Origin of the sequence: Neptunicoccus cionae (assembly GCF_002860325.1) — a bacterium.
Classification (GTDB): Bacteria; Pseudomonadota; Alphaproteobacteria; order Rhodobacterales; family Rhodobacteraceae; genus Amylibacter; species Amylibacter lutimaris.
On sequence record NZ_PKOJ01000007.1, the window covers coordinates 222,692 to 237,699 of the forward strand.

Genomic DNA, 15,008 nt, shown 5'->3' on the forward strand with positions numbered 1-15,008 from the left:
TCCTGACGATCGCCTTTGATCAGGCCACCTTTATATTTTCGGTTACGTTACTCAATTCATTTCCAAATGGCAAAACGATACGTGCCATTGCGCCCACCCTTCCTGTTTCATCAAAAGCAGGTGCATCCAGCAGTTCTAGCGTGCCGCCATGTTCTTCTATAATTTTCTTCACAATCGGCAGCCCAAGCCCTGTCCCGCTATCGCGATGTGTCACATAGGGTTCAAACAGACGGGAGCGGTTTTCCGAGGGAAGCCCCATGCCGTTGTCCTGAATTTCAATTTGTGTCGCCCCGTTCTCGCAGCGCACGATAACGCGAATCTCCGGCACAAATCCGTCCGGCTTTTCTTCCATTCCTTCAATGGCTTCGCCCGCGTTCTTAATCAGATTGGTCAGCGCCTGATTGAACATGGTGGCATCAATCACTGCCTGAATGCTTTCAGCTTCTATATCAAGGCTGACCTTCGTCGGGCTAAGCGCTGACTGCTGGAGCACAACAACATCGCGGATCAGTTTTGCCAGATCGTGATCGCGCCTTTCAGGCTCCGGCATTCGGGCGAATTTTGAAAACTCGTCAACGATCCGCCGCAAGTCATTGGTTTGGCGGATAATCACGTCAGCGTACTGCCCCAGATCATCCGCTTCGTCGCCCAGTTTGGGACCGAATTTCCGCTTCATGCGTTCAGCCGATAGCTGGATCGGAGTCAGCGGGTTTTTGATCTCGTGGGCGATCCGGCGGGCAACGTCCCCCCAGGCCGCCATGCGCTGGGCTGAAACAAGCGAGGTCACATCGTCAAAGGTTACAACATAGCCTTCGAGTTCCCCGTCCTCGGCCGCCCGCTTTGCCACCCGAACCAGAAGAATTTCCGGACTTCCGGTGCGGGTAAGCCGGATTTCTTCCTGCGCAACGCCGCTGGATTTCTCTTCAAGTTTGGCAAACAGCCCCGAAAATTCGGGCACTGCAGCGATCAGGTTTACGTTTACATCCCGCTCTTCATCAAGGTTGAGAAGCCGCGCAGCAGCGGTGTTCATCATGGCAATCTGGCCGTGTTCGTTCAGGCCGATCACACCTGCAGTCACCCCCGACAGAACACTATCGAACAGGCGGCGGCGGCGTTCAGTGCGTTCATTCGCTTCAATCAAATCGTCGTGCTGACGTTTGACCTGCTGGGTCATCCGGTTGAATATCCGGCCTAGCATGGCGATTTCGTCGTCGCCGTCTTCCTCGCGGACCTGCACACCCAAATCCCCTGCCCCCACACGTTCCACAGCACCAGCAAGACGGGCGACGGGGCGCGACAGCCGCTCGGCAAACCACAAGCCAAGCCAGATGGCGGCCAAAATCACAATAAGGGCAAAGGCCATGTAAATAAGAGCCAGATCAAACAGAAGCTGGTCGCGCTCCTGCTCTCCCTGATTGTAGAGCGCGACGGTTTCCTTGGTTTCATCCAGCAGGTTCAGGATTTCTCCATCCACACGGCGGGATACATAAATGTAGCGGTCCGGATAAGTGGTAAGCCGCACCAGTGCGCGGAACTCATTGTTGTTCCAATCCTGAATGACCACCGTTTTGCCGGCCTCAGCCTCTCGCAGGCTGTTCTCGGAGGGTGGTTCGAAATCAAAGAGATAGCTGCGCTCACCGCGGGCTTTCAGGTTGGCTGCCCCATCGATCACGTAGGCTTCCTTGAGGCCGCGCTGGATACGCTGCTGTCCAAGCGTCAGAGAAGAGCGTAGTTCCTGCTCTGCATTGATTCCAAGGATTCGCCGCTGCTGGTTCAGGAATTGCGCCAGCAACCGTGCATCTGCCACCAGATCGTTACGCTGCTCGTTTTCATAGGCTTGGGCCGCCGCAAGTGAATTCCCCACCACGTTCTGTACGCGGGTAGAAAACCAGTTCTCGAAACCGAAATTCAGCAGGATGGTGGAAATCACAGCAACCATAACGGTTGGCACCAGCGCCACAAAAGCAAACACGCCGGAAAGACGCATGTGCAACCGCGAACCTGCCGTTTTTCGGTTACGGGCAGTAACAATGCGCAGGATTCGCTGGCTGACCAACGCGGCCACCACCAGAACGTAGACAAAATCGCAAAGCAAAACAAAACGGATCAGGTCGTTAGAGACTGATCCGTTTGTAGCGCGCAGTACAAAATAGGTGGTAAAAACCAGTATAGGCGCCAGTAAAGCCAGTGAAATTGCAAACACTGTCTGCACCCGCCGCTTCTTGCGCCAGGCGTTTACACGCCGCCAAAGAATACCAAGATGCATATTATACTGCTCTACCGTTTCAGAAGTGCATCACTTACTGTTGCGGTTTTACGTCAATTTCTTGGTCCTTGTCACCTGAATATCGAGCTCGCGGATCTTTTTGCGCAACGTATTCCGGTTAATGCCCAGCAATTCAGCTGTCCGAATCTGGTTCCCCCGTGTCGCGCTCAACGACAGGGCGAGCAGTGGCAGCTCCACCTCGCGCAGGATGCGGTTGTAAAGTCCCGGAGGCGGGAGCGCATCGCCGTGCAGATCGAAATACCGTTTGATATGTGCTTCAACTGAGGCAGACAGCCGGTCTGCCACAACCGGTGTGCCGCTTTGTTCCTGCTCGGCCATTTCCTTTAGCGCCTTGCTCACAAAATCGCTGGAGATCTCGTCTTCTGGGCAAAGAATAACAAGACGCTGGATGAAATTCTGCAATCCACGCACGTTGCCCGGCCATTTGGCCAGTCTCATCTGGTCCATGGCGGATTTTGTCAAAGTCTTGCGCGGCATCCCCTTAGAAGCACACACCTGAAGGAAATGCTGGCTGAGTTCGGGGATGTCTTCAATCCGGTCACGCAGCGGTGGCAACACGATCGGCATTACGTTCAGACGGTAGAAAAGATCCTCGCGGAACAGGCCGTCGTTGATCAAAGGCAGCATCGGCCGGTTGGTGGATGATACAAACCGAAGGCCCTGTGCCTGCACAGCATCCGATTGGGTCAGTCCCAGCAGATGCAGCTGGCTTTCCGGTGAAAGCTCGCTCACTTCGTCCAGATAGACCGTGCCACCCTGTCCCGCATCCCCGAGAACCGCATGATCCAGTTGCTCCGGCGTGGCGGTGCCACAGTTGATGCGCACATATCCGGCCTGCGCACGGTTGCCCAGATTGTGCAACGCACGGGCCAGAAGATCCTTGCCCGTTCCGCTTTCGCCCTGAACCAGCACGTTGAGATCCGTGTTCACGACCCGCGCGACAATCCGGTAAACCTCCTGCATTGCAGGGCTTCCCCCTACCAAGGGCAAGGCCGGATCCGCCGCCACAAGTGTATCCTGTTTTATCGGCTCCGGCTGGTTCGCATGGCCCGGGCGGCTTAGCGCCTTGGAGACTTTGGACAGCAAATCCCGCAGGTCAAAGGGCTTTGGCACATAATCGAACGCTCCGGCTTCAGAAGCACGGATCGCTGTCACCACCGTATTCTGTGCAGAGATCACGATCACCGGTAGATTGGGACGGCGCTTCATGATGGCGGGCAGCAGATCAAGTCCGTTACCATCCGGCATCATCACGTCAGAAACGACGGCATCCCCTTCCCCTTCTTCCACCCATCGCCACAAAGTGGCTGTGTTGCTGGTGGCACGAACCTTACATCCGGCCCGTGTCAGTGCCTGAGTAAGAACGGTGCGTATGGTGCGGTCGTCATCTGCAACGAGAACAGTTCCATCCATCAATGAATTCCTTTTTTGGTGCGCCAGACAGGCAGGCGTAGGGTAAACGTCGTGCGGCCCGGTATGCTGTCACAATCGATCAGCCCGCCGTGCCCCATGACGATTTTGGAAACCAAAGGCAGCCCCAGACCACTGCCGTTGGATTTGCTGGTGACAAAAGGATCGAAAATTTCGGAAATCAGTGTATCCGGAATCCCGTGCCCGTTGTCGGTAATGTCAATCTGAAGCGGCAGGGTTTCGGTACGCCTGCCTGCTACGGCGAATTTCACGCCGGAATTATAAGAAGTGCGCAATTTGATTTTGCCATGCGGCTGATCAACTGCTTCGGCTGCATTTTTGATGAGGTTCTGAAACACCTGAAGCAACTGGTCTGCATCACCGGCTGCATCCGGCAAAGACGGATCATAATCCACCGAAAACGTAACGTGTTTTGCAAATCCCGCCTGCGCTGCGCGCACAGCGCGGTCCAGTACATCGTGGATATTCACTGCAGAACGTTGTGTAGGTCTGTCATCCCCGAAATGTTCAACTTTATCAATAAGCTTCCCGATTCTCTTGGTTTCCTGCTCGATCAAATCGGTTAGCTCGCGGTCTTCGTCCGAACCGTTCATCGCCAGCAATTGTGCCGCTCCGGAAATACCGGCAAGCGGATTGCGCAGTTCATGAGCAAGCATGGCGGACATGGCCACCACCGAGCGCGCCGCTGCCATGTGCGTCAAAGAGCGGCTCATCTTCTGCGCGACGCCCGTTGGCTGGATAATCAGCAACAAATCGTCAGAATCACTGCCAACCGGCCCCACATGCACATTGCAGCGCACAGGATGCAGGCCGCTTAGGGCTACATCCACGTTATACTGCATGAGCGAACCGGACTTGATCCGCGCTTGCGCAACTGTCTCGGCAATCACCGAAGTTTCTCCGAACAGGCTTTCAACGCTGCGATTGCGCAGGATCTTGGCAGAGATTTTCACCATTTGCTCCCCTGCACTATTGCTCAGGCGGAGGCAGTTATCGGGGTCAACTACGAAGGCGGGAAAGGGCAGATTGGCCCAGATCTGTTCGAAATTGTCAGGCGCAAGCCCGTGGGGTATTGTTTCTGCGCGGTTCATGCGGCCTCGTCCTGACGGAACCCCATCGGCAACAGTTGAAGCAGCTGCAAAACACGGGCGTTGTCGGTTTCAGTGTAAATCTGCTTGCGCAGGTCGGCAGGCGTGGGCAGCACATCCATGTACCACCCCAGATGCTTGCGGGCGACACGATTGCCCAGCTCCGGCCCGTAGAAGGTGAGCATCGCTTCGTAATGCTCTGAAATAAAATCAATAAAATCCCGACCTTGCGGAATGTCAGGTGCATCGGCGCCAAACATTTCAGCAGCGATCAGTGCTGGCATCCAGGGCCGTCCCTGCGCCCCCCGTCCCACCATCACACCATCAGCACCGGACAGTTCCATCGCGCGGCGTGCCGTTGCCACATCAACAATGTCGCCATTGGCAACGACAGGTACAGACACCGCCTGCTTTACCCCCGAGATTGCCGCCCAATCGGCGCTGCCCTTGTAGAACTGGCAACGGGTTCGGCCGTGGATGGTAATCATCTGCACCCCGGCCTGTTCCGCACGAGCAGCCAGTTCAGGCGCGTTGAGCAGATCGTCGTTCCAACCGAGCCGCGTTTTCAGCGTGACGGGCACATCCACGGCAGCGATGACCGCTTCGATCAGGGAAACCGCATGATCGAGATCTTTCATCAGCGCCGAACCGGAATAACCGTTTGTCACCTTTTTGGCCGGACAGCCCATATTTATGTCGATAATCTGCGCCCCGTTGCCTGCACAAAGCTTTGCGCATTCGGACATCCAGTAAGCGTCCTTGCCAGCGATCTGAACAGAGGTATTGGCCGCGTGGAAACCAAGTTCAGCCCTAGCCTGTGCAGAAGGGCGCTTTTCAATCATTTCCTGACTGGCGACCATTTCGGACACAACAAGACCCGCACCAAAACGGCTCACAAGATTGCGGAAAGGCAAATCCGTGATTCCGGCCAGCGGTGCGAGAAGGACAGGAGGCGTTATTGCCTTATTTCCGATCAGAATTTGGGTCATGCCTCTTTCTTGTGCATCTGAACGGAGAATGCAAGTGCAACCGCAGGAAATCTCACCATTGTGACCAAAGGCCCCTTTGGGTATTGGAGTGCAGTGAGGCGCCGGAGGCGCAAGGCAACAGGCAGGCATAGCGGATTTGTCAGATATAACAGCAGAATTCCTAATCGTCGCAGCAGGCCGTGGAACCCGTGCCGGCAGTGGTATTCCCAAGCAATACCGGCCTCTGCGGGGCAAGCCGGTGCTCTATCATACCATTTCGGCCTGTTTGGCAAGTAAGGCGATCACACGGCTACGCGTGGTGATTCATCCGGACGACCTGCACCTGTATAACGACACGATCGCTTTAATTTCCGATCCCCGACTGGAACCACCCGTCTTCGGCGGGTCAAGCCGGAGCGAAAGCGTGCGCCGCGGGCTTGCCGCTTGTGACGGTAGCCACGTATTGATTCACGATGGCGCCCGCCCCCTGCTTGAATGCAGAAATATTGACGCGCTGCTAGAGTCACTCCGCCATGAACGGGCAGCTTTCCTTGCGGTGCCTGTGGTGGATGCGCTTTGGAAGGCGGAAAACGGCACAGCGCAATCGCCTGTGTCGCGGGACGGCTTGTGGCGCGCCCAGACACCGCAGGCATTCCGGCTCGACGACATCCGCACCGCCCATGCAGCCACCAGCGACGATCTGCCCGATGACGTGGAAACCGCAAAGGCCTACGGGCTTGAGGTGAGCATTGTTGAGGGCAGCCAGACCAACATCAAAATAACACAAGCCGGCGACTTTGCACTGGCAGAGCAACTTATGGGGGCAGAAATGGACATTCGGACGGGCAACGGTTTTGACGTTCACAAATTCGGACCGGGCGATCATGTCACGCTGAACGGTATCAGGATCCCCCATGATCGGGGGCTGGTCGGGCATTCCGACGCGGATGTGGCGATGCACACCCTGACAGATGCGATCTTCGGGGCACTGGCGGAAGGCGATATTGGTCAGTGGTTCCCGCCAAGTGAAGCAGAATGGAAGGGCGCTGCCAGCGATATTTTCTTGCGCAAAGCTGTAGAACGCACGGCAGAGCGTGGTTTCACCATCACCCACATGGACTGCACGATTATTTGCGAGGAACCCAAGATCGGCCCGCACACGACAGCCATGCGACAAAAACTGGCACAGATTACCGGCGTCGATGTTGATAGGATCAGTGTGAAGGCAACCACGACAGAACAGCTCGGCTTTGCAGGGCGTAAGGAAGGGATTGCTGCACAAGCAACAGCAACATTGGTGAAACTATGACAAGACTTCTGGCGACTTGGTTCTATTCGGGGCTTTTGCCCCTTGTTCCGGGCACTTGGGGGTCTGCTGCGGCCCTGCCCTTCGCCGTTGCCCTCCACGCGCAGGGCAGCTTTCCCCTGCTGCTGCTGGCCACGGTTGTTGTGTTCTTCACCGGTTGGTGGGCAACCACCGTAGAAACCCGCGGTAGGGAGAACCATGATCCCGGAGAGATCGTCATCGACGAAGTTGCGGGCCAGTGGCTGACGCTGATGCCTTTGTCATTCGTGCTCTGGTCCCACGGTAGCGCTGTGACAATCCTGCCGTGGCCTGGGCTTGTGGGGGGCTTTATCCTGTTTCGCCTGTTTGACATCCTTAAACCCTGGCCGGTCAGCTGGGCCGACCGCAAATCCACCCCTTTCGGCGTGATGTTTGATGACATTCTTGCCGGTATTTACGCCGCTCTGGTGCTGAGTGTCGGTGGCTATCTCGCCCATGGCGGTTTTTCGTGATGCTTCCGGTTGATCTCGCCCGAGACACGCTGGCGGCCTGTCGTGCCCGTGGCCAGATGGTGGCAACAGCGGAAAGCTGCACGGGCGGGCTGGTTACGGCCAGCCTGACCGCAGTGGCGGGGTCGTCGGATGTGGTGGATCGCGGCTTTGTCACCTACACCAATGACGCTAAAATGCAGATGCTGGGCGTGACTAAGGCTTCACTTGACGCGTTTGGCGCAGTTTCAGAACAGGTTGCGGCGGAAATGGCGCAAGGGGCGCTTGCGCATTCAAAGGCGTTGATTGCTGTCAGCATCACCGGAATCGCCGGCCCGGGCGGATCAGAGCATAAACCCGAAGGCCGCGTCTGTTTCGGTCTTGCAACTCCGTCGGATTGCATAACCATAACAAGGGAGTTTGGTGCTTTAGGACGTGCCGAAGTCCGCCTTGCTGCCACCGAATTTGCCTTGAAAGCCTTGCGGGACCAGACGTTCTGATCAGCCGTAAAGCTCTTTCGCACGGCTCTCAAACGCACCAACGATCCGGCGCATCGCCTCGTTGAAGACAACCCCGATCACTGCTTGCAACATCGCGGATTTGAATTCGAAATCCACAAAGAAATCCACCTCGCAGCCGCCATTGTCCAGCGGTGTGAAAGACCAGTGGTTGTTCAGATAGCGGAAAGGCCCATCGATATATTCCACATCAATCTTCAGATCGTCGGGATGAAGTGTCACGCGGCTGCCAAACTGTTCGCGGAACACCTTGAAGGAAATCACCAGATCCGCGTCGATTATTTCGGTTTCTCCAACCTGTTTGCGGTCGCGTATACGCGCACCGGCACACCAGGGCAGGAATTTGGGGTAGGCCCCGATATCCGCAATCAGATCATACATCTGTTGCGCGCTATAGGGCATCTGGCGGGTTTCACTGTGCTTGGGCATAGGCGGACTTCTACGATGGTGCGACGACAGGGTCACTAAGATTGTTTGTCGCGGGTACTGACATTTTGTGCACGACAAGTAAATTGGCGCCCTAACCAGATCAAACGGGGAATCGCCTGATGGACCACAACAATTACGTCATCGACCAACTGATTTCGGCCAAATCCATCGCCGCACGGGTCGAGGCGCTGGCCGATACCATTTCCGAGCATTTCCGCGATACGGACAAGCTGGTGGTTGTGGGGTTGCTGCGGGGCAGTTTCGTATTCATCGCCGATCTGGTCCGTGAACTTGACCTGCCCTGCGAAGTGGATTTTCTGGAAACTTCCTCTTACGGAAATGAAATGCAATCTTCCAGAGAAGTCCGCATTCTCAAAGATTTGCGCGGTGAAATTGAAGGGCGCGACATTCTGGTGGTTGAAGATATTGTGGACACCGGCCACACGTTGAAACACGTAATCGGTCTGCTGAAATCGCGAAATCCGGCCCGTCTGGAAGTCTGCGCCTTGCTTGACAAACCTTCCCGCCGGGAGGTGGATGTGAAAGCCACATGGACCGGTTTTGAAATTCCGGACGAATTTGTTGTCGGCTATGGCATTGACTATGCTCAGCGAAACCGGAACCTCGGCTATATCGGTTCGGTGCGTTTTATTCAGGACTGATCTAACCGGCGAGCAACGCGCCGTGACCTGCGATACGTTCCTCCAGAAACGCCCGACAGGCAACAATACGGGGAACGGCATCCAGATCTTTATGATTGGCGACCCAAATTCCGGTGTCCATGCGTTCAAAATAACCCGGCACCTGTCTCAGGGCCGGGAACTCCTTCGTTAGAAAACACGGCAAGAGCGTCACCCCAAGCCCCGCCAAGCAAAGCCCCCGCAGGGTGATGAAACTGTCAGCCGCACCGACGACAGAGCTGTCGTCAATATGGGATTGCTGCCACTGACCGGCACGCGCGCGCAGCAAAGGCCCCGACATCGACAGCCACGGGGGACTGGCCGGATCGAATTGCAAATCGACATGGGCATATACACCGAATCCAAGCCGTGCTACTTCGGTTCCGACCAGCCTGTCGGGAAGTTTGTCCGCAGGGCGCACTGTCACTTCCGCGTCCAGTTGTTCAAAGTTCAGAGGTTGGTTAGAGGCCAGCAGGTCCAGTCTCAGCTCCGGATGGGTTGCCTGTAGTCCGGCTATCATATCGGGCAGAATAGTTGCACACAGCGAATCTGTTGAGGTGATACGCACAGGTCCGCGCACGCCTGCGCCCTGCCCTGACACCGCACGATCCGCAGTCTCCATAGCGCCGCGCAGGTCTTTCAGTGCCTCTATCAGACCGGTCTGATCCGCGCGGAGACGATAACCGTTACGGGCACGATCGAATATCCGGATGGCGTGGCGGTCCTGAAAACCGGTCACACGGCGCAAAACCGTTGCATGGTTCACCCCAAGCACCCGCGCAGCAGCATTTAACGAGCCCTGCTCTGCCACTGCGAGAATAAAACGGTAGTCATCCCAATTTTCGTGATCCATTCGGACAGTCTAGTGCAAATTTGCACAATGAGCCGTCAATTATTTGTGAGTATCTTTTGAAAATGCACAAGCTAGACTGTCAGAGAAATCAACCTAAGGGAGCCAGACATGAAAACCATCCTCGCCACCACCGCTACCGCGCTTGTCCTTTCTGCAGGGGTTTTCAGCCCTGCTGTCGCCAATGAAGCCGCCATCAAGGCACGTCAGTCCCTGATGCAGCTTTATGCGTTCAATCTGGGACAACTGGGCGCTATGGCCAAGGGTACAATGGAATACGATTCCGGCGCTGCGCAGGCCGCAGCAGACAACCTGTTGGCTGCTGCGAGCATGAACCAGATGGCGATGTGGCCGGAAGGGTCTGACAATGTGGCCATGGCTGGTAAGACAGCTGCACTTCCGGAAATCTGGACCACTTTCCCGAAAATCACCGAAAGCAGCCAGGCGCTTGTTGCTGCTGCCGAATCCATGGCGTCAGTTGCAGGAAACGATCTTGATTCCCTGCGTGGTGCGATGGGTGAAATCGGTAAATCATGTGGTGGCTGTCACAAAAGCTTCCGCGCTTCCAACGATTGATCCCCAGTAAAACGAACGGGATCAAGTAAACAGCACGGCCTCAGGCAACAGCAGCTTTTGTTGCCTCGGCCAGCCTTCCGGCGAACCAGTCCTGATAGGTCCGGATCAGGATATGGGGAATTAGCAGGCTCCCCGCGCCAAGAGAGATCACGGCCAACATTTGTGCAAAACTGCCATGCCCCGATTCTATCGCCAGCATTTGCACTGCACTGAATGCGGCCAGCGGGAAACAGAAGTTTCCCCAATCCGCCGACCACCCGCCCCGCGCCATCCACGGGATCAGCGGCAGGAGCACAAGGCCGGTCAGATTCGTGACAATCCAGAACGTTGAGAACCACGGCGCACCGTCCAGTTGGTGAACCCCGAGCGCAACAAGGGCCGGTGGCACCAGAAAAACGGCATAACTGCTGCGATGATGATGGGGTACGGTGGCCCGCCAACCATTCCAGACGCTTACGGCTAGGATTATCGCCCACAGGGGCACAGACAGCAGCAGAACCGCGCGGCTGAAACCGATGTGGCCCAATTCCGGTCCAGCCAGTGTCGCGACTAAAACCCCTACAGCAGGCAACAGGAACACCGGTGTCACTTGTGACAGAGTGCTGTGGTGGCGCAGCAGGATCAACACCACAGAGATGAAATAGATCAGATGCAATCCAAGCGCCATCCACCACACCAGAAATGCCCCGAGGCTGGTGTAAGGAAGCAAAAACGCCGCCATTGCCATAGCGCACATAGATCCTGCCGAAACCGAACCGCGCGCCGGATCAATCATCAGGTCATCCCAAAGTACACTTGGCCTGATGCAGAGTTTAGCGACATAGCTGCTGAGCGTGACAAGCAGGATCAGCGTCGCCCCGAGCCCGAGCCATTCCCCGACATCCGCCGGCACCTCCCAGATACGGGCCGCAGCACGCCAGGCCAGTGACAGACCAAACAGCCCGAGAAGGCTGGGGAACAAGGCAGGTGGCGTGCGGCGCCAGAAGTGATTGAACATGGCCATAATGTTTTTATTGCAGTGAATGCTGTCATAGGCCAACCATGATTTCAGATTTCGCGACGATAAGGAGCATGGGGATGGCAGAACACGGGTATAACAGCGGGCGGTTGAACCTGCCATTCGTCGGCATTGCGACCTTTAACAAGAAGGACTATCTGGCCGATTGGGATGCACTGGATGCCGATGTAGCGATCATCGGCGCACCTTATGATTTCGGCGCTCAGTTCCGCGCCGGTGCCCGTTTCGGCCCCCGTGCAGTGCGCGAAGCCTCTACCCTGTTTTCTTTCGGACATGCCGGTGCATATGATCATGAAGACGACGTCACATATCTGGGGCCGGATGTGCATATTGTGGATATGGGGGATGCGGATATCATCCACACCGACACCATCCAAAGCCACGCAAACATCGAATATGCCGTGCGCAAGGCGCTGGCCGCCAATGCCCTTCCGGTGACGATCGGCGGCGATCATTCGATCAACATCCCCTGTATCAACGCTTTTGACGGGGAAGATGACATTCACATTCTACAAATAGACGCCCATCTCGACTTTGTGGATGAACGGCACGGGGTACGCTTCGGCCACGGCAATCCCATGCGGCGCGCAGCAGAAAAGCCTTATGTCAGCGGCTTGTCCCAGTTCGGCATCCGAAATGTCAGTTCCACCGCCAAGGAAGGCTATGACGCGGCGCGTGGGATGGGATCGGATATCCTTTCGGTGCGGCAAATCCGCAAGATGGGTGTAGAGGCTGCGGCCGCGCGAATCCCTGCGGGTGCGCGGGTCTATGTGACAATCGACATAGACGGTTTCGATCCGTCAATCGCGCCAGGCACAGGCACGCCGAGCCATGGCGGTTTTCTGTACTACGAAGTTTTGGAGTTGTTACAATGCGTTGCCCAAAACCACGAGATTGCCGGTATTGATCTGGTCGAAGTAGCACCCGACTATGATCATACCGGCGGTACAGCAATTCTGGCGGCCCAGATATTGCTGAATTTCCTCGGCTTTATCTTTCACGCCCGAAAATCATTTGATGCGGAGTGAATAATTACTCCGGGCGGGACGCTCCGCGGGGAGTATTTTTAGAACATTGAAGCCAGTCGCTATCCGCGAAAACCGGTTGCGATTACGAACTTTTCGGAACTGTCAGACCGGCTTGCAGGCGGCTTCACGTGGGCAACTTTGGTGAATTTCTGCTTCAGAATCTGTTGGAGATCACCTTCGGCCCCGCCGGCGAGCACTTTGGCAACAAAGGTTCCGCCCTCTTCCAGCACATCAAAAGCGAAATAGGCCGCGGCTTCACAAAGTGCCATGATCCGCAAGTGATCGGTCTGTTTATGGCCGGAACTGGCCGCCGCCATATCGGACATAACAACATCCGCCTTGCCGCCCAGCCAGTCCTTGACCTTGTCGTCCGCGCCGTCTTCGAGGAAGTCGAGCACGTGGATTTCACAGCCCGGCACCGGATCGACTTCTTGCAGGTCAACACCAACAATGCGGCCCTGTTTTTTGCCGCGTCTTTCTCCGTGGGCATTGGTGCGTTCTGCAGCAACCTGACACCAGCCACCGGGTGCACAGCCCAGATCCACCACCCGCGCTCCGGGCACGAGAAAGCGGAACTTGTCGTCCAGTTCGAGGATTTTATAGGCTGCGCGGCCCCGATAGCCGTCCTTTTGTGCTTTTTGCACATAAGGATCGTTCAACTGCCGTTCCAGCCAGAGCTTGGAGGACAGACGTCGCCCCTTTGCCGTTTTAACACGCACGCGAAGGTCGCGTTGACCGCGACCTGATGATTTCTTTTCGTTCGACATAATTAATGTGGCCTGTTGCCTAGCACGCCAGCGGCGCTCATTTGACTGTAAAGCAATCCCTCGCGCAGACCTCGGTCCGCCACAGTGAGCCGGCTTGATGGCCAGACCCGCAGGATTGCCTGAAGGATGGCAGCGCCGGACATGATCAGTTCATGCCGGTCGGTGCCGATGCAAGGGGCCTTGCGGCGCCCTTCCGGACCGATGTTCAGATATTTCTGAACCACCTGGTCGATTTCCTGACGGCACATGGACACGCCGTCTACCTTGCAGCGTTCATAGCGTGACAACCCCAGATGGGACGCCGCCACAGTTGTCACGGTGCCGGAGGTGCCGATGATCTGGCAGTTCGCGCCATCCCCGATTTCCGGCGGTACAAATTCGTCAATCTGTTCTTCAAAGCAGCAGGACATCAGCGCGAATTTGGCGCAATCGTCATCCACATCGTGAAACATATCCTTAAGCGTTGCCACGCCGAGCGGTACTGATTTCCAGTCCATCACACGGGCTGTGCGGGTGCAGGTGCCCCCGCCCCGTTTGGTCAGGTCCAGTTCCACCAGCGCCTTAGCGCGGTTTCGCGCGGAGACGCCGCTCAGGTCCAGCCAGACCAGTTCGGTCGAACCGCCGCCAATATCAACGATCAGCAGTTGTTCGGCATCCTCCCCAAGATGGGGCGCACAGCTTACCACAGCCAGTCGCGCCTCTTCTGCGGGATCGATGATTTCAAGGTCCAGACCGGTTTCCCGGCGCACAAGGTTCACAAAGCTGGTGCCGTTGGTAGCACGACGGCAGGCTTCGGTCGCCACAAGACGTGAATGCTTCACCCCGTGCTGGCGCAGTTTTTTGCTGCAAATCCGTAACGCGCCGAGCGTGCGCTTGATAGCTGCCGGTGCCAGCGTACCGTATTCTGCAAGCCCCGCGCCCAGATGCACCGGCTTGGAGAAGGCATCGACCACTTCGAATTCCGTACCGTGCGGACGTGCGATCAGCATCCGGCAGCTGTTTGTACCAAGGTCCAGCGCAGCAAAAAGACCCCCGTCGGCTGATGGGGTTCCTTTGTTTTTCTGTCCTGTTCGACCGCTCTGGCGGAGCGGTTGCATATTGTTGGCTCGCATGAGCTTGCACCAAATTCTGTTACTTTCAACCTATGGCGCTCTGCGGGTATTTACAAGTTTGTTATTTTTGTGTGCCGAAGCGTCACGGGTGTCGCTAAATTAACGGTCGCAGTCGAAAATGACCGACTTATAATGGCGCGAACACAATAGAGCTTTCTACAAGCATGAGAATAAGGATTCTAGGAAATGCCTGACGTCACAATCGTTTACTGGCGCGATATTCCAGCACAAGTCATCGTCGGCAAGGGCCGTCGCGGTGCCAAGGTTCAACTGCCAGAGCGGTTTGAACAGGCCATTGACCGCTGTGCCATGAAAATCGATGCCAAGGACACCGACAGCTATCTGGCGGAGTGGCGCAAGGCTGACCCTTATTTGGTGGAGGGAGAGCAAGGCGAAATTGCAGCCGCCGAAGCCGCCCGACTGGATGCGGAATACGACAAGGATCGCATAAAAACCCTGATCAACAACGACGGCTGGGATTGA

16 protein-coding genes are annotated in these 15,008 nt (G+C 56.2%); 7 read left to right on the plus strand and 9 right to left on the minus strand.

Annotated features, from left to right (window positions below; translation table 11 throughout):
- Positions 1-19: 19 nt before the first annotated feature.
- The 4 genes from C0U40_RS16195 to dusB are packed head-to-tail and all read right to left on the minus strand — an operon-like array spanning position 20 to position 5,795.
- Positions 20-2,266: a sensor histidine kinase NtrY-like gene (locus C0U40_RS16195; RefSeq protein WP_101656849.1), complete on the minus strand. Its 2,247-nt coding sequence runs from the start codon at positions 2,264-2,266 to the stop codon at positions 20-22.
- Positions 2,267-2,314: 48 nt separating this feature from the next.
- Positions 2,315-3,700 carry a sigma 54-interacting transcriptional regulator gene (locus C0U40_RS16200; protein ID WP_180957728.1) on the minus strand — a complete coding sequence of 462 codons (1,386 nt, stop codon included), beginning with the start codon at positions 3,698-3,700 and terminating at the stop codon, positions 2,315-2,317.
- Positions 3,700-4,809, minus strand: a complete 1,110-nt coding sequence (locus C0U40_RS16205) for a two-component system sensor histidine kinase NtrB (RefSeq protein ID WP_101656851.1) — start codon at positions 4,807-4,809, stop codon at positions 3,700-3,702. Before C0U40_RS16205 ends, C0U40_RS16200 begins: the two co-directional genes overlap by 1 nt.
- Complete coding sequence (dusB, locus tag C0U40_RS16210; protein ID WP_101656852.1) at positions 4,806-5,795, minus strand: tRNA dihydrouridine synthase DusB; 990 nt, start codon at positions 5,793-5,795, stop codon at positions 4,806-4,808. Before dusB ends, C0U40_RS16205 begins: the two co-directional genes overlap by 4 nt.
- A 136-nt stretch (positions 5,796-5,931) precedes the next feature.
- On the opposite strand from dusB, the gene C0U40_RS16215 reads away from it, so the two are divergent.
- The 3 genes from C0U40_RS16215 to C0U40_RS16225 are packed head-to-tail and all read left to right on the plus strand — an operon-like array spanning position 5,932 to position 8,047.
- The gene (locus C0U40_RS16215) at positions 5,932-7,083 is read left to right on the plus strand and encodes a bifunctional 2-C-methyl-D-erythritol 4-phosphate cytidylyltransferase/2-C-methyl-D-erythritol 2,4-cyclodiphosphate synthase (protein WP_353616047.1); all 1,152 of its coding nucleotides are present in this window, start codon (positions 5,932-5,934) and stop codon (positions 7,081-7,083) included.
- The gene (locus tag C0U40_RS16220; protein WP_101656853.1) at positions 7,080-7,571 is read left to right on the plus strand and encodes a phosphatidylglycerophosphatase A family protein; all 492 of its coding nucleotides are present in this window, start codon (positions 7,080-7,082) and stop codon (positions 7,569-7,571) included. The genes C0U40_RS16215 and C0U40_RS16220 overlap by 4 nt, the downstream gene beginning before the upstream one ends.
- A complete protein-coding gene (locus C0U40_RS16225; RefSeq protein WP_101656854.1) occupies positions 7,571-8,047 on the plus strand; it encodes a CinA family protein in 477 nt (158 codons plus the stop codon). Before C0U40_RS16220 ends, C0U40_RS16225 begins: the two co-directional genes overlap by 1 nt.
- Here the strand turns inward: C0U40_RS16225 and C0U40_RS16230 are convergent, their stop codons facing one another.
- Complete coding sequence (locus tag C0U40_RS16230; RefSeq protein ID WP_101656855.1) at positions 8,048-8,494, minus strand: type II toxin-antitoxin system RatA family toxin; 447 nt, start codon at positions 8,492-8,494, stop codon at positions 8,048-8,050.
- A gap of 119 nt (positions 8,495-8,613) precedes the next feature.
- Here C0U40_RS16230 and hpt point away from each other — a divergent pair, with 119 nt between their 5' ends.
- Entirely contained in the window at positions 8,614-9,156 is a 543-nt protein-coding gene (gene hpt, locus C0U40_RS16235; protein WP_101656856.1) for a hypoxanthine phosphoribosyltransferase, read from the plus strand.
- 1 nt (position 9,157) lies between these two features.
- On the opposite strand, the gene C0U40_RS16240 is transcribed toward hpt, so the two are convergent.
- Complete coding sequence (locus C0U40_RS16240; RefSeq protein WP_101656857.1) at positions 9,158-10,027, minus strand: LysR family transcriptional regulator; 870 nt, start codon at positions 10,025-10,027, stop codon at positions 9,158-9,160.
- Between the two features lie 108 nt (positions 10,028-10,135).
- Here C0U40_RS16240 and C0U40_RS16245 point away from each other — a divergent pair, with 108 nt between their 5' ends.
- Entirely contained in the window at positions 10,136-10,600 is a 465-nt protein-coding gene (locus C0U40_RS16245) for a c-type cytochrome (RefSeq protein ID WP_101656858.1), read from the plus strand.
- Positions 10,601-10,640: 40 nt separating this feature from the next.
- Here the strand turns inward: C0U40_RS16245 and C0U40_RS16250 are convergent, their stop codons facing one another.
- Entirely contained in the window at positions 10,641-11,603 is a 963-nt protein-coding gene (locus C0U40_RS16250; protein ID WP_180957729.1) for a hypothetical protein, read from the minus strand.
- Positions 11,604-11,677: 74 nt separating this feature from the next.
- Between C0U40_RS16250 and speB the strand changes: the two genes are divergently transcribed.
- Entirely contained in the window at positions 11,678-12,646 is a 969-nt protein-coding gene (gene speB, locus C0U40_RS16255; RefSeq protein WP_101656860.1) for an agmatinase, read from the plus strand.
- Positions 12,647-12,705: 59 nt separating this feature from the next.
- Here speB and C0U40_RS16260 read toward each other — a convergent pair whose 3' ends face one another.
- Entirely contained in the window at positions 12,706-13,413 is a 708-nt protein-coding gene (locus C0U40_RS16260) for an RlmE family RNA methyltransferase (RefSeq protein WP_101656861.1), read from the minus strand.
- A gap of 2 nt (positions 13,414-13,415) precedes the next feature.
- On the minus strand, positions 13,416-14,510 hold the full coding sequence (locus tag C0U40_RS16265) for a Ppx/GppA phosphatase family protein (protein ID WP_435673801.1): 1,095 nt from the start codon (positions 14,508-14,510) through the stop codon (positions 13,416-13,418).
- Positions 14,511-14,711: 201 nt separating this feature from the next.
- On the opposite strand from C0U40_RS16265, the gene C0U40_RS16270 reads away from it, so the two are divergent.
- A complete protein-coding gene (locus C0U40_RS16270) occupies positions 14,712-15,008 on the plus strand; it encodes a virulence factor (protein WP_101656863.1) in 297 nt (98 codons plus the stop codon).